1 protein-coding gene and 1 pseudogene are annotated in these 23,107 nt (G+C 76.0%); both read left to right on the top strand.

Annotated elements, in window-relative coordinates:
- Positions 1 to 237: 237 nt before the first annotated feature.
- Positions 238 to 12,984, top strand: a complete 12,747-nt coding sequence (locus ACZ5CZ_RS34600; protein ID WP_468948534.1) for a type I polyketide synthase — start codon at positions 238 to 240, stop codon at positions 12,982 to 12,984.
- 6 nt (positions 12,985 to 12,990) lie between these two features.
- Positions 12,991 to 23,064: pseudogene (locus ACZ5CZ_RS34595) on the top strand (SDR family NAD(P)-dependent oxidoreductase); the annotation flags it as partial.
- Between the last annotated feature and the right edge of the window lie 43 nt (positions 23,065 to 23,107).

Genomic DNA, 23,107 nt, shown 5'->3' with positions numbered 1-23,107 from the left:
CCCATGCCCTGCCGCACGCGGCGGACGCCGTGACCACGACCGCCGCGGCGGTCCGGGGAACCGTGGTCACGGCGCGCCCGCCGCCCGCACGCGCCGGGTGGGGAGCGCCCGTACGACCGGACGCTCCGGCCTGCCCGCGACGCCGCCGGCGCGGTCCGCCCCGAGCGCGCGCCTGCCCGGCAGTTCCGACGTGTCGCCGTCGAGGCGACCTGGGGGGAAATTCAGGTGGGTAACCGAGTGGGTAACGCTGCTGTCCAGGAACCGGTCGCGATCGTCGGCCTGGCCTGCCGGCTGCCGGGGGCGCCGGATCCGGCCGCGTTCTGGCAGCTGCTGCGCGACGGCCGGGACGCCCTCGGCGAACCCGGTCCGCGGCGCTGCCGTCCGGACGGCCCGGCCGCGCCCGCGCTGCCCTCCGGCGCGCCGGTACGGGCCGGATTCCTGGACCAGGTCGACTCCTTCGACGCCTCCTTCTTCGGCATCTCACCGGGTGAGGCCGCGGTGCTGGACCCCCAGCAGCGGCTGGCGCTGGAGCTGGCCTGGGAGGCCTTCGAGGACGCCGGGATCGTCCCCGGCGACCACGGCACCGACGGCGGCACCGGGGTGTACATCGGCGCCACCTACGACGACTACGCCGCCCTGCGCGGCACCCGGCTCAGCCCGCACTCGGCGACCGGCCGCAACCGGGCGATGATCGCCAACCGGGTCTCCTACGCCCTGGGCCTGGGCGGACCGAGCCTGGTGGTGGACAGCGCCCAGTCCTCCTCGCTGCTCGCGGTGCACCTGGCCTGCCGCGCGCTGGCGGCGGGGGAGTGCACGGTGGCGCTGGCCGGCGGCGTCCAGCTCAACATCACCCAGGACGGCTATGACCTGACCCGGGCGCTCGGCGCGATCTCACCGGACGGCCGCTGCCACACCTTCGACGAACGGGCCAACGGGTTCGTGCGCGGCGAGGGCGGCGCCGTGCTGGTGCTCAAACCGCTCGCGGCGGCCCTGGCCGACGGGGACACCGTGCACGCCGTCATCCGGGGCAGCGCCACCAACAACGACGGCGGCGGAGACACCCTCACCGCCCCCCGCCAGGAAGCCCAGACGGAGGTGGTGCGGCTGGCCTGCGCCGCCGCCGGGATCACCCCGGACGAGCTGCGCTACGTCGAACTGCACGGCACGGGAACGCCGTTGGGCGACCCGGTCGAGGCCGCGGGGCTCGGCGCGGCGGCCCGCCGCGCACAGCCGCTGGCGGTCGGCTCGGTGAAGACCAACATCGGCCACCTGGAGGGCGCGGCCGGCATCGCCGGACTCCTCAAGACGGTCCTCTGCCTGTCCCACCGGGAACTGGTCCCCAGCCTGAACTTCCGCACCCCCAACCCGCGCATCCCGCTGGCCGAGCTGGGGCTGCGGGTGGTCACCGAGACCGGGCCGTGGCCCGCCGGGGACGGCCCGCTGCTGGCCGGGGTGAGCGCGTTCGGCATGGGCGGCGCCAACTGCCATGTCGTCCTGGCCGAACCGCCGGCCCCGGAGACGGCGCCGCCCAGCGAGACCGGGCGGTACGACGGCCCGGTGCTCGTGCCGCTGTCCGCGCGGTCCCCGGCGGCGCTGACCGAGCTGGCCGGCCGGCTCGCCGAACCGGCCGCCGCGAACCCGGTGGATGTGGCCTACTCGCTGGCCACCACGCGCACCCCGCTGGACCGGCGCGCCGTGCTGGTCGCCGAGTCGGCCGAGGAGGTGCCCGGCCTGCTGGCGGCGCTGGCCGGCGACACGGCGAACGCACGGGTGGTGCGCGGCACCCCGGTCGAGGGGCGGACCGTGTTCCTCTTCGCCGGCCAGGGCAACCAACGGCCGGGAATGGGCCGGGAGATCTACCGGCGCCACCCCGTGTTCGCCGCCGCCGTGGACGAGGTCTGCGCCGGCCTGCGCCCGCATCTGCCCCGGCCGCTGCCGGAGGTGCTCTTCGCCCCGGAGGGCTCCGCCGAGGCGGCGCTGCTGGACGAGCCGCTGTACACCCAGCCGGCGCTGTTCGCCGTACAGGTCGGGCTGTTCCGGCTGGTGGAGAGCTGGGGGATCACCCCGGACGCGGTGCTCGGCCACTCCTTCGGCGAGCTGGCCGCCCTGCATGTCGCCGGGGCGATGTCCCTGTCCGACGCCTGCGCGCTGGTCGCCGCCCGCGGCCGGCTGATGCAGGACATCCCGCCCGGCGGGGCGATGGTGCTGGTGGAGGCGTCCGAGGCCGAGCTGCTGCCGGACGTCGAAGGCACCGCCGGACTGGTGTCGGTCGCCGCCCTCAACAGCCCCACGGCGACCGTGATTTCGGGCGACGAGGACGCCACGCTGGCGATCGCCGGCCGCTGGGCCGCGCAGGGCCGGCGGACCCGGCGGATCCAGGTCCCGATGGCCAGCCACTCGGCCCATGTGGACGGCATCCTGGACGGGATGCGCGCGGCCGCGGCCCGGGTGGACTGGCGGCGGCCGGACCTGCCCGTCGTCTCCTCGCTGACCGGCGCCGAGCTGGACGTGACCGGGCTGGACTGGCCGGAGTTCTGGGCGCGGCACACCCGGGGCACGGTCCGGTTCGCCGACGCGATCGCCACGGCCTGCGCGGGCGGCGCGCGCACCTTCCTGGAGCTGGGCCCGGACGGCACGCTGTGCGCGATGGGCCCGGGCAGCGCACCGGAGGACGTCGCGTTCGTCTCCGCGCTGGCCGGCGGGGAACGCCCGGACGAACGGTCGCTGCTCACCGCGGTCGCCCGGCTGCACACGCGCGGGGTGCCGGTGGACTGGGCGCGGTTCTACGCCGGTTCCGGCGCCCGGCGGATCCCGCTGCCCACCTATCCGTTCCAGCGGCGCCGGCACTGGATCACCGGGGTGACGGGCACCGACAGCACGGTGCCCGCCGCGTCGGCGGCGCCGGCGCCCGAGGTGTCCCGGCTGGCGGCGCTGCCCGCGGACGAGCGGGAGCAGGCGGTGCGCGCGCTGGTGCGGGCCGAGGTGGCCGCCGCGCTGGAACTGGACTCCGCCGAGGCCGTGGACGGACACCGCCCGTTCCGGGAGCTGGGCTTCGGTTCCCTGATGGCGGTGGAACTGGGGCAGCGGCTGGCCGAGTCGGCCGGACTGCGGCTGCCCGCCACCGTCGTACTGGACCACCCGACCCCGGAGCGGATCACCGCGCACCTGATCGACCGGGTGGCCGCCCAGGCCCCGGCGACCACCGAGGCACCGGTGGCCACCGCGCCCGCCGCAGAGGCTCCCGCCGTACCGGTGACCGCCGACGAGCCGATCGCCATCGTCGGGATGGCCTGCCGGTTCCCCGGCGGGGTCGGCTCACCGGCGGAGCTGTGGGACCTGGTGGCCGCGGGCGGCGACGCGATCGGCGGCTTCCCCACCGACCGCGGCTGGGACCTGGAGGGGCTGTTCGACCCGGACCCGGACCGGCCGGGCCGCAGCTACGCCCGCACCGGCGGCTTCCTGTACGACGCCGCCGAGTTCGACGCGGGTCTGTTCGGCATCTCGCCGCGCGAGGCGCTGGCCATGGACCCGCAGCAGCGGTTGCTCCTGGAGACCTCCTGGGAGGCGCTGGAGCGGGCCGGGATCGACCCGCTGTCCCTGCGCGACACCGCGACCGGGGTGTTCGCCGGGGTGATGGCGCAGGACTACGGCCCGCGGATGCACGAGGGCGCCGCCGGCCTGGACGGCTATGTGCTCACCGGCACCACGGCCAGCGTCGCCTCCGGCCGGATCGCCTACAGCCTGGGCCTGCGCGGCCCGGCCGTCACCGTGGACACCGCGTGCTCCTCGTCGCTGGTCGCGGTGCACCTGGCGGCGCAGGCGCTGCGCGCGGGGGAGTGCTCGCTGGCCCTGGCCGGAGGAGTGACGGTGATGTCCACGCCGGGCATCTTCGTGGAGTTCTCCCGGCAGCGCGGCCTCGCGCCGGACGGGCGGTGCAAGTCCTTCGCGGCCGCGGCCGACGGCACCGGCTGGGCGGAGGGCGCCGGACAGCTGGTGCTGGAACGGCTCTCCGACGCGCGGGCCAACGGCCACCCCGTGCTGGCGGTGCTGCGCGGCTCGGCGGTGAACCAGGACGGCGCCTCCAACGGGCTCACCGCCCCCAACGGCCCCGCACAGGAGCGCGTGATCCGCTCCGCGCTGGCCGCCGCCGGTCTCTCCCCGGCCGACGTCGACCTGGTCGAGGCGCACGGCACCGGCACCACCCTCGGCGACCCGATCGAGGCCCAGGCCCTGCTCGCCACCTACGGCCAGGGCCGCACCGGTGAGCCGCTCTGGCTGGGGTCGCTCAAGTCCAACCTGGGCCACACCCAGGCCGCCGCCGGCGTCGCCGGGGTGATCAAGGTCGTGGAGGCGCTGCGGCACGGGGTGCTGCCGCGCACCCTGCACGTGGACGAGCCCTCGCCGTACGTGGACTGGTCGGCCGGCGGGGTACGGCTGCTCGACGAGGCCCGGCCGTGGCCGGAGCACGACCGGCCGCGCCGCGCCGCGGTGTCCTCCTTCGGCATCAGCGGCACCAACGCCCATGTCGTCATCGAACAGGCCGCGCCCGCGACCGTCTCCCCGGCGACACCGCACCCCGTGCTGCGCTCCGGCCCGGTGCCGGTGGTCGTGTCCGGGCACAGCGCCGCCGCGCTGCGCGCCCAGGCCGAGCGGCTGGCCGTCCATCTGGAGCAGCTGGAGCCGGAGTCCGCGCCGGCCCTGGCGGACATCGCGCGCGCCGCCGCCACCGGCAGGGCCGGGCTGGCCCACCGCGCCGTGCTCACCGCCACCGACCACGCCGACCTGGTACGCGGCCTGCGCACCCTCGCCGCCGACGCCGACGCGCCTGCCCTGGTGCGCGGAGTCGCCGACGCGGACGGCCGTACGGTGTTCGTGTTTCCGGGGCAGGGGGCGCAGTGGGCCGGGATGGCGGTGGAACTGCTGGACTCTTCCCCGGTGTTCGCGGCGCGGATGGCGGAGTGTGCGGAGGCGTTGGGGGAGTTCGCGGACTGGTCGCTGCTGGGTGTGTTGCGGGGGGAGGCGGGTGAGCCGGGGCTGGACCGGGTGGATGTGGTGCAGCCGGTGTCGTTCGCGGTGATGGTGTCGTTGGCGGCGTTGTGGCGGTCGTTCGGGGTGGAGCCGGATGCGGTGGTGGGGCATTCGCAGGGGGAGATCGCGGCGGCCTGTGTGGCGGGGGCGCTGTCCCTGCGCGACGCCGCCGCGGTGGTGTGCCTGCGCAGCCGCGCGCTGACCCGACTGTCCGGCCAGGGCGGCATGATGTCCGTGTCGCTGCCGGTCGCCGAGCTGGAACCCCGGCTGGCCCGCTGGGCGGACCAGGTGTCGGTGGCCGCGGTCAACGGGCCCGCCGCGGTGGTGCTGTCCGGCGCCCCCGGCCCGCTGCGCGAACTCGCCGCCGAGCTGACCGCCGACGGAGTGCGGGCCCGGCTGGTCGCCGTGGACTACGCCTCGCACTCCCCGCAGGTGGAACGTATCCGCACCGAACTGCTGGACCGGCTCGCCGGCATCCGCCCGCGCACCGCCGAGATCCCCTTCTACTCCACGGTGACCGGCGAACGGCTGGACACCGCGGGCCTGGACGCCGACTACTGGTACCGGAACCTGCGCGGGACCGTCCGCTTCGAGGAGACCGTCCGCGCCCTGGACCGGGCCGGGCACCGGGTGTTCGTGGAGGCCAGCCCGCACCCCATCCTCACCGCCGCCGTGCAGGACACCGTCGAGTCGGCGGGCAGCACCGCCGTGGTGGTCGGCTCCCTCCGTCGCGACCAGGGCGGCCCCGGCCGGTTCCTGCTGTCGCTGGCCGAGGCCCATGTGCGCGGCGTCCGGGTCGACTGGACCGCCGCCCTCGGCGCCACCGGCCGACGGGTGGAACTGCCCACCTACGCCTTCCAGCGGGAGCGCTACTGGCTCGCCACCCCGGCGGGCGGCACGGACCCGGCCGGGTTCGGACTGGACGCCACCGCACACCCGTTGCTCGGCGCGGCCGCACCGGTGGCCTCCACCGGGGAACTGCTGCTGACCGGGGAGCTGTCCCGGCAGCGCCACCCCTGGCTTACCGACCACACGGTGTTCGGAACCGCCGTGCTGCCCGGCACCGCCTTCGTCGAACTGGCCGTACGGGCCGGGGACCAGGCCGGCTGCACGGTGCTGGAGGAGCTGACCGTGCACGCCCCGCTGCCGCTGCCGGAGCGTGGCGGCGTACGGGTGCAGGTGGTGCTCGGCGCGCCCGGCGAGGACGGCGGCCGCACCGTGGACGTGTACTCCCGGCCGGGCGGCGCCGAAGCGGCCCTGGCACCGGGGTCCGGCGGCCCGCAGTGGACGCACCACGCCACGGGCCGGCTCGGCGTGGCCGAGGCACCCGCACCCGTAGCCGGCGGCCGGCTGCCGGACGGCGCCACCCCGGTCGATCTCACCGGCCACTACCCGGAGCTGGCGCGCCGCGGCTACGGCTACGGACCGGCGTTCCAGGGCCTGCGCCGACTGTGGCGGCACGGCGAGGAGCTGTACGCCGAGATCGCCCTGCCCGAGCCGGAGGCACCGGACGCGGCAGCCTTCGGCCTGCACCCGGCACTCCTGGACGCGGCGCTGCACGCGGCCGTCCCGGCCGAGGGCACCGGTGCGTCCGCCGACGGCACCGCCGCCCTGCCCTTCGCGTTCTCCGGGGTCCGGCTGTACCGGAGCGGTGCCGCCGCGGCCCGGGTGCGGCTGCGGCCCGCGGGCGCGGGAGCCGTGTCGCTCACCGTGACCGACGCGGCGGACCAGCCCGTCATGGTGATCGACTCGCTGGCCTTCCGGCCGGTGCACGCCGGACAGCTCGCCGCCGGCCGCCGGGACCACCTGTACCGCACCGACTGGGTGCCCGTGCCGGCCCCGGCGCAGGCCGGCGCCGTACAGCTGACGGCGGGACCGGAGGGGCTGGACGAGCTGGGCGACCGGGTGCCCGCCGCGGTGGGCGTTCCGGTGGCCGACGTGACCGAGGCCCTGGTCGTGGCCCAGCGCTGGCTGGCCGAGGAGCGGTTCGCCGCATCCCGGCTGGTGCTGCTCACCCGCGCCGCGGTCGCCACCCGGACCGGGGATCCGGCCGACCCCGACGCCGCGGCGGTGTGGGGCCTCGTCCGCAGCGCCCAGACGGAACACCCGGACCGTTTCGTGCTGCTGGACAGCGACGGCAGCGTGCCCGACGGGGTCGCCCTGGCCACCGGTGAGCCCCAACTGGCGGTGCGAGACGGACAGTTGCTGGTGCCTCGGTTGGTGCGGGTGACGGAGGTGGCGCCCGAGTCGACGCCCTGGTCGGCGGATGACACGGTGCTGGTGACTGGGGCGAGTGGCACGCTCGGTCGGCTGGTGGCGCGGCATCTGGTGGAGCGGCACGGGGTGCGTGCCCTGGTGCTGGCGTCCCGGCGGGGCGGTGACGCGCCCGGCATGGGTGAGCTGCTCGCCGACCTCGCGGAACTCGGCGCCTCGGCGCGGGCTGTGGCCTGCGACGTGGCCGACCGGGACGCGGTGGCCGCGCTGCTCGCCGAGCACCCGGTCACGGCCGTGGTGCACACCGCCGGAATCCTCGACGACGGCGTACTGGCCGCGCTCACCCCGCAGCGGGTGGCCGAGGTCTGCCGCGCCAAGACGGACGGCGCCCGGCACCTGGCCGAGCTGACCGGCCCGGACCTCACCGCCTTCGTCCTGTTCTCCTCGGTGGCCGGCACCCTGGGCAACGCCGGGCAGGCCGCCTACGCGGCCGCCAACGCCGCACTCGACGCCCTGGCCGCCCAGCGCCGCGCCGCCGGACTCCCCGCCACCTCGGTGGCCTGGGGACTGTGGGCCGAAACCAGCGGGATGACCGGCCGGATGGCGGACACCGACCGGACCAGGCTGGCCCGCGCCGGGGTCGTACCGCTCGACTCCGGCACCGCGCTCGACCTGTTCGACGCGGCCACCGCACGGGACGAACCCGTGCTGCTGGCCGCCCGGCTGGACCCGGCGGCCCTGCGCGAACGGGCGGCCGAGGGCGTGCTCGCCCCGGTGCTGCGCAGCCTCGTACCGGCGGTGCGCCGTACCGCAGCCGCGGACGGGGCGGCGGACGGCGGGGACGCCCTGCGCCGGCGGCTGGCCGAGGGCGAGCCGCTGCGGGTGCTCCAGGACCTGGTGCTGACCCAGGCCGCGGTGGTCCTCGGCCACACCGACCCCGGCGGCCTGTCACCGGACCGGCCCTTCAAGGACTTCGGCTTCGACTCGCTCACCGCGGTGGAGCTGCGCAACCGGCTGGGCCGCGCCACCGGGACCCGGCTGCCCGCGACGGTCGTCTTCGACCACCCCACCGCCGCCGCACTCGCCGCCCACCTGCACGCCGAACTCGTCGGCGACACCGCCCCCGCGGCCCACGCCCCGGCGCCGGCCGTGACCGCGGACGAGCCGATCGCGATCATCGGCATGGCCTGCCGGTTCCCGGGCGGCATCGCCTCTCCCGAGGACCTGTGGAACCTGGTGGCCGCCGGCGGCGACGCCATCGGCGGCTTCCCCACCGACCGCGGCTGGGACGTGGCCGGCCTGTACGACCCGGACCCCGACCGGGCCGGCCACACCTACACCCGGCACGGCGGCTTCCTCCACGACGCCGGCCTCTTCGACGCCGGACTGTTCGGGATCTCGCCGCGCGAGGCGCTGGCCATGGACCCGCAGCAGCGGCTGCTGCTGGAGACCTCCTGGGAGGCGCTGGAGCGGGCCGGGATCGACCCGACCTCCCTGCGCGGCAGCCGCACCGGCGTGTTCACCGGCGTGATGTACCACGACTACGCCAGCACGCTGCGTGAACTGCCCGAGGGCGTCGAAGGACACCTGCTCACCGGCACCGCCGCGAGCGTCGCCTCCGGCCGGGTCGCCTACACCCTCGGCCTCCAGGGCCCCGCGGTCACCCTGGACACCGCCTGCTCCTCCTCGCTGGTGGCCCTGCACCTGGCGGCGCAGGCGCTGCGCGCGGGCGAGTGCACGCTGGCCCTGGCCGGAGGCGTCACGGTGATGGCCGAGCCGACCACCTTCACCGCGTTCTCCCGGCAGCGCGGGCTGGCCGTGGACGGCCGGTGCAAGTCCTTCGCCGGGGCGGCCGACGGCACCGGCTGGTCCGAGGGCGTCGGCCTGCTGCTGCTCGAACCGCTGTCCGCGGCCCGCCGGGCCGGCCACCGCGTGCTGGCCGTGCTGCGCGGCTCGGCCGTCAACCAGGACGGCGCCTCCAACGGCCTGACCGCCCCCAACGGCCCCTCCCAGGAACGCGTGATCCGCGCCGCGCTCGACGCCGCCGGACTGACCCCCGCGGACGTCGACGCCGTCGAGGGCCACGGCACCGGCACGCCGCTCGGCGACCCCATCGAGGCCCAGGCGCTGCTCGCCACGTACGGCGCCGAGCGCGACCGGCCGCTGTGGTTGGGCTCGGTCAAGTCCAACATCGGGCACGCCCAGGCCGCCGCCGGCGTCGCCGGGGTGATCAAGGTCGTGGAGGCGATGCGGCACGGGGTGCTGCCCCGCACCCTGCACGTGGACGAGCCGTCCCCGCACGTCGACTGGGCGTCCGGCGAGGTGCGGCTGCTCACCGAGGAACAGCCCTGGCCGGACACCGGCCGCCCGCGCCGCGCCGCGGTGTCCTCCTTCGGCATCAGCGGCACCAACGCGCACGTCGTCGTCGAGCAGGCCGACGACACCGAACCCGCCGCGCCGGCACCGGCCACCGGGCCGGTGCCGCTGCCGCTGCCGGTCGCGCTGTCCGGCCGGACCGAGGACGCCCTGCGCGCCCAGGCCGCCCGGCTCGCCGGCCATCTCGCCGGCCACCCGGGCACCCCGCTGCTGGACATCGCCTGGTCCAGCGTGACCGCCCGGGCCGCCCTGGAACACCGCGCGGTCGTGCTGGCCGACGGCAGGGAGCAGCTGGCCGAGCGGCTCGGCGCGCTGGCCGAGGGCCGGGACACCCCGGGCGTGCTACGCGGCACCGCGGCCGACGCGGCACGAAGGGTGGCGTTCGTGTTCCCCGGGCAGGGCGCGCAGTGGGCCGGCATGGCCCTGGAACTGCTGGACTCCGCACCGGTGTTCGCCGCCCGGTTCGCCGAGTGCGCCGCCGCGATCGAGACCCACGTGGACTTCTCGGTGCTGGACGTCCTGCGCGGCGCCCCCGGCGCGCCCCCGCTGGAACGGGTGGACGTGGTGCAGCCGGTGACCTTCGCCGTCACCGTGTCGCTGGCCGCGCTGTGGCGCGCCTACGGCGTCGAACCCGAAGCGGTGATCGGCCACTCGCAGGGCGAGATCGCCGCGGCCTGCGTAGCCGGGGCGCTGTCCCTCGCCGACGCCGCCGCGGTGGTGTGCCTGCGCAGCCGCGCGCTGACCGAGCTGTCCGGCAAGGGCGGCATGATGTCGGTGGCCCTGCCCGCCGAGGAGGTCCGCGCGCTGTTCGCCGACGACCGGCTCGCGGTGGCCGCGGTCAACAGCCCCACCTCCACCGTCGTCTCCGGCGACCCGACCGCCCTGGAGGAACTGGCGGCCGACTGCGCGGCCCGCGGCGTGCGGACCCGGCGCATCGCCGTGGACTACGCCTCGCACTCCCCGCAGGTCGCCGCCGTCGAGGACAGCCTCGCCGGGCTGCTCGCCGGGATCACCCCGCGCGCCGCCCGCACCGAGCTGTACTCCACCGTCACCGGGCAGCGGCTCGACACCCGCGAGCTGACCGGCGCCTACTGGTACACCAACCTGCGCGAGACCGTCCGCTTCGCCGACGCGGTACGCGCCGCGCTGGACGCCGGGATCGGCACCTTCCTCGAGGTCAGCCCGCACCCGGTGGCCGCCCCGGGCGTCCAGGACACCGTGGACGCCGCCGGCGCGCGGGCCGCCGTACTGTCCACGCTGCGCCGCGACGACGGCGGCTGGCCGCGGTTCGCCCAGGCACTGGCCGAGGCGCAGGTGCGCGGGGCCGGGGTGCGGCTCGCCGAGGTGTTCACCGGCACCGGCGCCCGGCCGGCGGACCTGCCCACCTACGCCTTCCAGCACGAGTGGTACTGGCTGGCCGAACAGGCCCGCTCCCGGACCGACTCCTGGCGCTACCGCGTCGAGTGGCGCCCGGCGGACACACCCGAACGCACCGCACCGGACGGCGTGTGGCTGGCCCTGGTGCCCGGCTCCGGCGCGGACCGCACCTGGCTGGAGACCCTCACCGGCGGCCTCCCGGTGCGCGTCGTCACCGTGGACACCGAACACGCCGACCGCACCGCACTGACCGGCCTGCTGCGCCGCGCGCTGGCCGAGCACACCCCGCGCGGCGTGCTGTCCCTGCTCGCCGCCGACCGCCGCCCGCACCCCCGGCACCCCGTGGTACCGGCCGGGGCGGCCGCCACCCTGGCCGTCGTCCAGGCCCTCGGCGACCTGGCCGCGACCCTCCCGCTGTGGCTGGTGACCTCCGGCGCCGTGGCCACCGGCCAGGCCGATCCGCCGCGCGAGCCGAGCGCCGCCCAGGTGTGGGGCCTGGGCCGGGTCGCGATGCTGGAACACCCGGCGTTCTGGGGCGGCCTGGTCGACCTGCCCGCCGGCCTGGACGAGGCCGCACTGGACCAGCTGCGCGCCGTACTCGCCGGCGGCCGGGGCGACGAGGACCAGCTCGCGATACGTGCCTCGGGCACCCTCGTACGACGCCTGGTGCACGCCCCGCCCACCCCTGGCGCCGCCGGCCGCTGGCAGGCCCGGGACACCGCGCTCGTCACCGGCGGCACCGGCGCCCTCGGCCCCGAGGTCGCCCGCTGGCTGGCCGGGCTCGGCGCCCGGCACGTCGTCCTGGTCAGCCGCAGCGGCCCGGACGCCGAAGGGGTCGCCGACCTCGCGGCCGAACTCGACGGCCTGGGCGTACGGCTGACCGCCCACGCCTGCGACATCGCCGACCGGGACGCCGTGGCCGCACTGCTGGCCGGGCTGCGCGAACAGGGCGAGACCGTGCGCACCGTCGTGCACGCCGCCGCCCTGATGCGGCTGGCCGCGCTGCCCGACACCGACCTCGCCGAGTACGCCGATGTCCTCACCGCCAAGGTCCAGGGCGCCCGGAACCTCATCGAACTCCTCGACCCGGCCGAACTCGACGCGCTCGTCCTCTACTCCTCCATCGCCGGGGTCTGGGGCAGCGGCGACCACGGCGCCTACGCCGCGGCCAACGCCGAACTGGACGCCCTGGCCGAGCAGGCCCGCGCCGCCGGACTGCCGGTGACCTCGGTCGCCTGGGGCGTCTGGGACGGCGCCCGCTTCCCCGACGGAGTCGACGCCGACCAGCTGCGCCGCCAAGGCCTGCCGCTGATCGCCCCCGGCCCGGCGCTGGACGCGCTGCGCACCGTCCTCGAACACGCCGAGACCGGACTGTCGGTCGCCGACGTCGACTGGGCCAGGTTCATGCCCCTGTTCAGCTCGGCCCGCACCCGGCCGCTGTTCGCCGAGATCCCCGAGGCACAGCGCGCCCTGCACACCACCGCCACAGCGGAGGAACGGCCGTCCGGTTCCGGCTGGGCCGAACGGCTGGCCGGACTGCCGGACACCGAGCGCCGCAACGCCCTGATCCGGCTGGTGCGCGAGCAGGCCGCCGTGGTGCTGGGCCACTCCGGCGCCGGCGCGATCGGCGCCGACCGGGCCTTCCGCGACCTGGGCTACGACTCGCTGACCGGCATGGAACTGCGCAACCGGCTCGCCGAGGCCACCGGCCTCACCCTGCCGGCCACCCTGGTCTTCGACCAGCCCACCCCGGCCGCGGTGGCCGACTATCTGCGCACCCGGCTGGCGCCCCCCGAACCACCCCTCCTCGCCGAACTCGACCGGCTCACCGAACGGCTGACCACGGTGGCCGACGACGGCGACCGGGCCGAGATCGAACGGCGGCTGCGGGCGATGCTCACGCTGGTCGGCGGCGACGAGGACGACTTCGACCCCGCGTCGAACGAGGAGATCTACGACCTCATCGAACGCGAACTCGGTGAGAGCTGAAGGGCGTTGGACATGTCCGAGGAAGAGAAGCTCCGGGGCTATCTGAAGCGGGTCATGGTCGACCTGCGCAAGGCCAACCGCCGCCTGGAGGAGGCCGAACGCTCCCGCACCGAGCCCATCGCCGTCGTCGGCATGGCCTGCCGCTACCCGGGCGGGGTGCGCTCACCGGAGGACCTGTGGCGGGTGCTGGCCGACGGCCGGGACGTCACCGGCGACCTGCCCACCGACCGCGGCTGGGACATCGAGGCCCTCTACGACCCCGACCCGGACCGCTCCGGCCACACCTATGTGCGCCGCGGCGGCTTCCTGGACGACCCCGGTGACTTCGACGCAGGCTTCTTCGGGATCTCCCCGCGCGAGGCGCTGGCGATGGACCCCCAGCAGCGGCTGCTCCTGGAGACGTCCTGGGAGGCGCTGGAGCGGGCCGGGATCGACCCCACCTCGCTGCGCGGCAGCCGCACCGGTGTGTTCGTCGGCCAGAACCACCAGGAGTACGGCACCCGGCTCGCCGAGGCCCCGGCCGGCGTCGAGGGCCACCTCGTCACCGGCGTGGTCTCCAGCGTGCTGTCCGGCCGCGTCTCCTACACCCTCGGCCTCGAAGGCCCCGCGATCAGCGTCGACACCGCCTGCTCCACCTCGCTGGTCACCCTGCACCTCGCCGTGCGCTCGCTGCGCGACGGGGAGTCCTCGCTGGCCCTGTCGGGCGGAGTGACCGTGCTGGCCGGCCCCGGGCCGCTCGTCGAGTTCAGCCGCCAGCGGGTCCTGGCCCCCGACGGCCGCTGCAAGGCGTTCTCCGCCGCTGCCGACGGCATGGGCATGGCCGAGGGCGTCGGCGTGCTCGTCCTGGAACGGCTGTCCGACGCTCAGGCCAACGGGCACCCGGTGCTCGCCGTCATCCGCGGCTCCGCCGTCAACCAGGACGGCGCCTCCAACGGACTCACCGCCCCCAACGGCCCCTCCCAGCAACGGGTGATCCGGGCCGCGCTCGGCGCCGCCGGGCTGTCCCCGGCGGACGTCGACCTGATCGAGGCACACGGCACCGGCACCGCCCTCGGCGACCCGATCGAGGCCCAGGCACTGCTGGCGACGTACGGCGCCGACCGCGACCGGCCGCTGTGGCTGGGGTCGGTCAAGTCGAACATCGGACACACCCTCGCCGCCGCCGGCGTCGCCGGTGTCATCAAGTCCGTGCTGGCGCTCCGGCACGAGACCGTGCCCAGGACGCTGCACGCGGACACCCCGTCCCCGCACATCGACTGGTCCTCCGGCACCCTGTCACCGGCCACCGAGCCGGTGCCCTGGCCCCGCGCCGAACGCCCGCGCCGCGCCGCGGTGTCCGCCTTCGGCATCAGCGGCACCAACGCCCACGTCATCCTGGAGGAAGCCCCCGTCACGGAGCCCGTCGCCGAACCGCCTGCGGTCGCGGGGCCGGTGCCGGTGGTGGTGTCGGGGCGCACCGCGGAGGCGCTGCGGGACCAGGCGGCGCGGCTGCGCGAGTTCGTCGCGGGGGACTCCGGGGTGCCGGTCGCGGGGGTGGCGCGGGCGGCCGGTGTGTCGCGGGCCGCCCTGGAACACCGGGGCGCGGTGGTGGCGGGTGATCGGGAGGAGTTGCTGGCCGGGCTGGCGGCGCTGGCGGAGGGCCGCCCGGGGGCGGTCAGCGGGGTGGCTGACCGGAGCGGGCTGAGCGGGTTCCTGTTCTCGGGTCAGGGGTCGCAGTGGTCGGGGATGGGCCGGGAGCTGGCCGAGCGATATCCGGTGTTCGCGGAGGCGTTCGGTGATGTCTGCGGGCGGTTGGAGGCGGTGCTGGGCCGTCCGGTGCGGGATGTGGTCCTGGACGGTGGGGAGCGGCTGGAACAGACCTTGTTCGCGCAGTGTGGTCTGTTCGCGTTCGAGGTGGCGTTGTTCCGGCTGCTGGAGTCGTTCGGCGTGGTACCGGACTTCGTCGTCGGCCACTCGGTGGGTGAGGTGGCGGCCGCGCATGTGGCGGGGGTGTTGTCGCTGGATGACGCGGTGGTGTTGGTGTGTGCGCGGGCTGGGTTGATGCAGGAGCTGCCTCCGGGCGGGGCGATGCTGGCGGTGAACGCCCCCGAGGGCGAAGTCGCCGGCATCCTGTCGGGTGAGGTGGGGGTTGCGGCCGTCAACGGGGTGCGGTCGGTGGTGGTGTCGGGTGCGGTGGCGGCGGTGGAGGATGTTGCGGAGCGGGCGGGGGAGCGGGGGTGGCGGCACACTCGGCTGCGGGTGAGCCATGCCTTCCATTCGCCGCTGGTGGAGCCGGTGTTGGAGCGGTTCCGTGCCGCGATAGCCGGTGTCGAGTTTGCTGCCCCGCGTATTCCGTTCGTGTCGACGGTGGATGTCGGTGCGGTTCCGGTGGATGCCGATTACTGGGTGCGTAATGTCCGGGACACCGTTCGCTTTGCCGATGCGGTGGCTCATCTGCATGCGCAGGGTGTGACGCGGTTCGTGGAGGTCGGTCCGGACACCGCGCTCACTGCTGCGGGTCCGGGGTGTGTGCCGGAGGACAGTACGGCGGTGTTCGTGCCGTTGCTGCGCCGTGAGCAGCCGGAGGTGCGTGCGCTGGCCGCGGGGCTGGCCCGGTTCCATGTGTATGGCGGTACGGTCGACTGGGCGTCGTATCTGCCCCCCGCCCAGCCGGTCGAGCTGCCTACCTACGCCTTCCAGCACCGCCGCTACTGGCTGGAGTCCGCCGCACCGGCCGATCCGGCCGAGCTCGGCGCCCAGCCCGCCGGGCACCCGCTGCTCGGTGCGCTGGTCGCCCTCCCCGGCCCCATCGACACCGTCCTCACCGGACGGCTGAGCCTGCGCACCCAGCCCTGGCTGGCCGACCACCGGGTCACTGGCACCCCGCTGCTGCCCGGCACCGCGTTCGTGGAACTCGCCCGGCACGCCGCCGAACTCCTCGGTGACGCCCGGATCGACGAACTGACCCTCGAGGTCCCGTTGGCGCTGCCCGCCGACGGCGCCCTCGCCCTCCGGGTCGGCATCGGAGAACCCGACGACACCGGGCGCCGCGGCATCGAGGTGCACTCCCGGCCGGAGGGGACCGCCCTGCCCTGGACCCGGCACGCCACCGGCGTCCTGGCCGAGGACACACAGGACACGGGGGACACGGAGGACGGGTTCGGCACGGACCTGGTGCAGTGGCCCCCGGCCGGCGCCGAAGCCCTCCCGCTGGACGCGTTCTACCCCCGGCTCGCCGACACCGGTCTCGGATACGGTCCGGCCTTCCAGGGGCTGCGCGCGGCCTGGCGACGCGGCGACGCGACCTACGCCGAGATCGCCCTGCCCGAGCAACTGACCGGTCAGGCCGACGAGTTCGGTCTGCATCCCGCCCTGCTGGACGCCGCGCTGCACGCCCTGGCCCTGCGCGGCGACGACGCCACCCTCCGGCTGCCCTTCGCCTTCCACGGGGTCCGCTGGTACGCCGAGGGCGCCGCGGCCCTGCGGGTCCGGCTCACCGTCACCGGGGACGACGCGGTCCGGGTCGACCTCGCCGACGACAGCGGCGCCCCCGTCGGCACCGTCGAGCGCGTGGTGCTGCGCGCCCTCACCGGCACCCTGCGCCCGCCCGCGGGACAGGACTCGATGTACCGGCTGGACTGGACGTCCGCCCCTGCCGGGGGGAACCGCGACACCGGTGCCGACGTGCTGGTCGGGGTCGAGGGCGGCCCGGTGGCCGAGTGCACCGCCGCCGTGCTGGAGCGCGTGCGTGGTTGGCTGGCCGAGGACCCCGCGCCCGGTGCCCGGCTGGCCGTGCTCACCCGCGGCGCGGTCGCCGCCACCGCCGCGGAGGTGCCCGACCCGGCCGGTGCCGCCGTCTGGGGCCTGGTGCGCTCGGTGCAGGCCGAGTGGCCCGACCGGTTCGTGCTGCTGGACAGCGACGGCAGCGTGCCCGACGGGGTCGCCCTGGCCACCGGTGAGCCCCAACTGGCAGTGCGGGACGGCAAGTTGCTGGTGCCTCGGTTGGTGCGGGTGACGGAGGCGGCGCCCGAGTCGACGCCCTGGTCGGCGGATGACACGGTGCTGGTGACTGGGGCGAGTGGCACGCTCGGCCGGCTGGTGGCGCGGCATCTGGTGGAGCGGCACGGGGTGCGTGCCCTGGTGCTGGCGTCCCGGCGGGGCGGTGACGCGCCCGGCATGGGTGAGCTGCTCGCCGACCTCGCGGAACTCGGCGCCTCGGCGCGGGCTGTGGCCTGCGATGTGGCCGACCGGGACGCGGTGGCCGCGCTGCTGGCCGAGCACCCGGTCACGGCGGTGGTGCACGCGGCCGGGGTGGTGGACGACGGTGTGGTCACCGGTCTCACCGAGGAGCGGTTGCGGGCGGTGCTGGCGCCGAAGGTGCTGGGTGCCCGCTGGCTGGACGAGCTGACCCGCGACCGGGACCTCACCCGGTTCGTGCTGTTCTCCTCCGCCTCGGCGACCCTCGGCAACGCCGGGCAGGCCGCCTACTCCGCCGCCAACGCGGCACTCGACGCCCTGGCCGCCCGGCGCCGCGCCGCCGGACTCCCCGCGCACGCGCTCGGCTGGGGCCTGTGGGAGCAGCGCAGCGGCATCACCGGAACATTGGCCGATGCCGACCTCGCCCGCATCGCCCGCAACGGCATCGCCCCGCTGCCCACCGAGGAGGCGCTGGCGCTGCTGGACACCGCCGTCGGGCTCGGCGATCCGGTCGTCCTGCCGATGCGGCTGGACACCGCCGCCCTGCACCGGATGGACCCGCTGCCCCCGGTCTTCGCGGGCCTGGTCCGGCGCCGCCGCCGCACCCGGCGGCAGCAGTCCGGCTGGGCCGACCGGCTGCGCGCCCTGCCCGCGCCGGAACGCCGCCGGGCCGCCCTGGACCTCGTCCGCACCCAGGCCGCCGCGGTCCTGGACCTGGCCGGGGCCGGGCAGGTCGGCGACGGCCAGTCCTTCGCCGACCTCGGCTTCGACTCGCTCACCGCGCTGGAACTGCGCAACCGGCTCGGCACGGCCACCGGACTGCGGCTGCCCGCCACCCTGGTCTTCGACCACCCCACCCCGGCCGCGCTGGCCGCGTTCGTGCTCGCCGAGGCCGGGGACCTGGACACCGCACCACTCGTGGCACCGACGGCCCCCGCGCCCGCGGCCGCGGCGGACGAGCCGATCGCCATCGTCGGCATGGCCTGCCGCTACCCCGGCGGGATCACCACCCCCGAACAGCTGTGGGACCTGGTCGCCGCGGGCCGGGACGGGATCTCCGGGTTCCCCGCCGACCGCGGCTGGGACCTCGGAACCCTGCCGGTCGGACGCGGCGGATTCCTGGCCGGCGCCGGTGACTTCGACCCCGGCTTCTTCGGTATCTCGCCGCGCGAGGCGCTGGCGATGGACCCGCAGCAGCGGCTGCTGCTGGAGCTGTCCTGGGAGGCGTTCGAACGCGCCGGGATCGATCCGCTCGGTCTGCGCGGCAGCCGTACCGGTGTGTTCGCCGGGGTGATGTACCACGACTACGCGACCAGGCTGGCGCACGTCCCCGAGGAGCTGGAGGGCTACCTGGGCAACGGCAACCTGGGCAGCGTCGCCACCGGGCGGGTCGCCTACACCTTCGGCCTCAACGGCCCGGCGGTCACCGTGGACACGGCCTGCTCCTCCTCGCTGGTCGCACTGCACCTGGCCGCCCAGTCGCTGCGCTCCGGCGAGTCCACCCTGGCGCTGGCCGGCGGGGTGACGGTGATGTCCAGCCCCACCCCGTTCCGTGAGTTCGACCGGCAGGGCGGCCTGGCCGCCGACGGCCGCTGCAAGTCCTTCTCCGCCGCCGCCGACGGCACCGGCTGGTCCGAGGGCATCGGCATCCTGGTGCTGGAGCGGCTGTCCCACGCGCGCGCCAACGGCCATGAGGTACTGGCCGTCCTGCGCGGCTCGGCCGTCAACTCCGACGGCGCCTCCAACGGGCTCACCGCGCCCAACGGCCCCGCGCAGGAACGCGTCATCCGCGCCGCGCTGAGCGCCGCCGGACTGTCCTCCGAGGACGTCGACATGGTGGAGGCGCACGGCACGGGCACCGCGCTGGGCGACCCGATCGAGGCCCAGGCGCTGCTGGCGACGTACGGCGCGGAGCGTGAGCGGCCGCTGTGGCTGGGGTCGGTGAAGTCGAACATCGGGCACACCCAGGCGGCTGCCGGGGTCGCCGGCGTGATCAAGGTCGTGGAGGCGATGCGTCGCGGGGTGCTGCCGCGCACCCTGCACGTGGACACCCCGTCCCCGCATGTCGACTGGACGGCCGGCCCGGTGCGGCTGCTCACCGAGGCGACCGACTGGCCGGAGACGGAGGTCCGCCGGGCGGCCGTGTCGGCGTTCGGGGTCAGCGGCACCAACGCCCACGTGATCATCGAGCAGGCCCCGGCCGCCGAGCCCGTTGCCGAGCCGCCTGCGGTCGCAGTGCCGGTGCCGGTGGTGGTGTCGGGTCGCAGCGAGGAGGCGCTGCGGGAGCAGGCGGCGCGGCTGTCGGAGCGGGTGGCGGCGGATGCCGAACTGAGCGTCTCTCAGGTGGCGTTCGCGGCTGCCACGACGAGGGCCGCGTTGGAGTACCGGGGTGCGGTGGTGGCCGCTGACCGGGCGGAGCTGTTGGCGGGGCTGGAGGGGCTGGCCTCCGGGGCGATCAGCGGGATGGCCGCCGGGCGTGGTGGTGGCACCGGGTTCCTGTTCTCGGGTCAGGGGTCGCAGCGCCCGGCGATGGGGCGTGAACTCGCCGAGCACTACCCGGTGTTCGCGGACGCCTTCGATGACGTCTGCGGGCGGTTGGAGGCGGTGCTGGGCCGTCCGGTGCGGGATGTGGTCCTGGGCGGCGGGGAGCGGCTGGATCAGACCTTGTTCGCGCAGTGTGGTCTGTTCGCGTTCGAGGTGGCGTTGTTCCGGCTGCTGGAGTCGTTCGGTGTGGTGCCGGACTTTGTGGTCGGTCACTCGGTGGGTGAGGTGGCGGCTGCGCATGTGGCGGGGGTGTTGTCGCTGGATGACGCGGTGGTGTTGGTGTGTGCGCGGGCTGGGTTGATGCAGGAGTTGCCGGCGGGTGGGGCGATGCTCGCGGTGAACGCGAGTGAGGATGAGGTTGCGGGCATCCTGTCGGGTGAGGTGGGGGTTGCGGCCGTCAATGGGGTGCGGTCGGTCGTGGTGTCGGGTGCGGTGGCGGCGGTGGAGGATGTTGCGGAGCGGGCGGGGGAGCGGGGGTGGCGGCACACGCGGCTGCGGGTGAGCCATGCCTTCCATTCGCCGCTGGTGGAGCCGGTGTTGGAACGTTTTCGTGCCGCGATAGCCGGTGTCGAATTTGCTGCCCCGCGTATTCCGTTCGTGTCGACGGTGGATGTCGGCGCGGTCCCGGTGGATGCCGACTATTGGGTGCGTAATGTCCGGGACACCGTTCGTTTCGCTGATGCGGTGGCTCATCTGCATGCGCAGGGTGTGACGCGGTTCGTGGAGGTCGGTCCGGACACCGCGCTCACTGCTGCGGGTCCGGGGTGTGTGCCGGAGGACAGTACGGCGGTGTTCGTGCCGTTGCTGCGCCGTGAGCAGCCGGAGGTGCGTGCGCTGGCCGCCGGGTTGGCCCGGTTCCATGTGCATGGCGGTACGGTCGACTGGGCGTCGTATCTGCCCCCCGCCCAGCCGGTCGACCTGCCTACCTACGCCTTCCAGCGCCGCCGCTACTGGCTCGACGACGCCGGACCGGTGCGCCCCGGCGGCCATCCGCTGCTGGACGCGGCCGTGGAGTTCGCCGAGGAGGACGGGTTCCTGCTGTCCGGCCGGCTGTCCACCCGGGCGCAGTCCTGGCTGGGGGAGCACACCGTGCTCGGCGCGAGCGTGGTGCCGGGGAGCGTGTTCGCCGAACTGGCCCTGCACGCCGCCGTGGTGGCCGGAGCCGGTGCGGTCGCGGAACTGTCCCTCCAGTCACCCCTGGTGCTGCCCGAGGACGGCACGGTCGAGGTGCAGCTGAGGGTCGGCGCGCCCGGCGCGACGGGGTACCGTCCGCTGACCGTGCACGCCCGTCCGGCCGCACCCGGCACTCCGTGGACCTGCTACGCCCGCGCCGAGCTGGGCCCGGCGGAGACCGCCGTACCCCAGGCCGAGCAGCTCGCCTGGCCGCCGCCGGACGCCACCGCACTCGACGTAACGTCGGCCTACGACGGGTTCGCCGCCGCCGGGCTGGAGTACGGTCCGGCGTTCCGGGGCCTGCGCGCGGCCTGGCGGCGCGGCGACGAGATCCTCGCCGACATCGCCCTGCCCGACCTCACCGACACCGGCCGCTACGGGCTGCACCCCGCCCTGCTGGACGCGGCGCTGCACGCCCTGCGCTGGCTGCGCGGGGACGCGGGCGACGACCGTACCCTGCTGCCGTTCGCCTGGACCGGGCTGGCGCTGCACCGCACCGGGGCGTCCGCGCTGCGGGTGCGGATCTCGCCGGTGGCCGCCGACACGGCCCGGATCGAACTGGCCGATGCCACGGGCGTACCGGTCGGGGTGGTGGAATCCCTCGCCGTACGGCCGGTCTCGGCCGGGCAGCTCGGCCGGCGGGCCGCGCTGTACACCGAGGAGCTGGTGCCCGCGCCCGCGTCGGCCGGACCGGAGCCCGCCGTACTGGTCTGCACCGATCTGGCCGAACTCACCGACCGGGAGGAGCTGCCCGGGGTGGTGGTGCTGCCGGCCGGGACCGAGGCCGACCCGGTCGCCGCGGCGGCGGGGGCGCTGAGCGCGGTGCGCGGCTGGCTGGCCGAGGACCGCTTCGCGGGTAGCCGGCTGGCGCTGCGCACCCGGGGAGCGCGCACCGATCCGGCCGCCGCCGCGGTCTGGGGCCTGGTGCGCTCGGTGCAGCAGGAACACCCGGACCGCTTCCTGCTGGCCGACATCGAGGACGACACCGAGGACGACACCGAGGTGCCCGCCGCCGCGTGGCAGGTGCCCGGCGGGCAGCTGGTGCTGCGCGACGGCGAGGTGCTCGTGCCACGGCTGGTCCCCGTCCCGGCGGCCCTCACCGACCGGAACGGCACCGGGCCGGACGGCGCCGAGCGGCAGGGCACCGACCGGGACCCGGGCGGCCCGGTGCTGATCACCGGCGGACTGGGTGCGCTCGGCGCGACCGTGGCCCGGCACCTGGTCACCGCGCGCGGGGTGCGTGAACTGGTGCTCACCGGTCGCCGCGGCCCGGACACCCCGGGCGCGGACGAACTGGCCGCCGAACTCAGGAAGTTGGGCGCCGAGGTGTCGGTGGTGGCGTGCGATGTGGCCGACCGGGACGCGGTGGCCGCGCTGCTGGCCGAGCATCCGGTGACGGCGGTGGTGCACGCGGCCGGGGTGGTGGACGACGGTGTGGTCACCGGTCTCACCGAGGAGCGGTTGCGGGCGGTGCTGGCGCCGAAGGTGCTGGGTGCCCGCTGGCTGGACGAGCTGACCCGCGGCCGGGAACTGACCGACTTCGTGCTGTTCTCCTCCGCCGCCGGGGTCCTTGGCGCGGCCGGGCAGAGCGCCTACGCCGCCGCCAACGCCGCTCTGGACGCGCTGGCCCGGGCCAGGCACGCGGCAGGGCTCCCGGCCACCTCGCTGGCCTGGGGCCTGTGGGAGCAGCGCAGCGGCATCACCGGCGCGCTGGCCGAAGCCGACCTCGCCCGTATCACCCGCAACGGGATACGGCCGCTGGACACCGCCGAGGCCCTCGAACTCTTCGACCTGGCCCGCGCCGTCGACGCACCGGTCCTCGCGCCGCTGCACCTCGACCGGGCCGCCGTCCGGTCCGGTGGGCCGGTCCCGGCGGTGCTGCGCGGCCTGGTCCGGGACACCGCCGCCCCGGCCGCCGCAGCGGCCCCGGCCCCGGCCCCCGGCGCCGCGCTCGCCGCGCTGACGGGACCGGACCGGGAGAAGGCGCTGCTGGAGCTGGTGCGCGCCGAAGCGGCCGGGGTACTGGCCTACGACTCGGCGGCCGCCGTGGCCGAACACCGCACCTTCGCCGAACTCGGCGTCGACTCACTGGCCGCGCTGGAGCTGCGCAACCGGCTCTCCGCGGCCACCGGCGTCCGGCTGCCCGCGGCGGTGGTGTTCGAGTACGCCACCCCGGCGGCGCTCGCCGCCCATCTGCACGCATCCATGCCCGCGGCGGACGGCGCGCCTT

The sequence above is a fragment of the Streptomyces sp. NPDC031418 genome (genome assembly GCF_055581605.1).
Note: the sequence above shows the minus strand (reverse complement) of the source record. Positions and strands in the feature narration are given on the sequence as shown.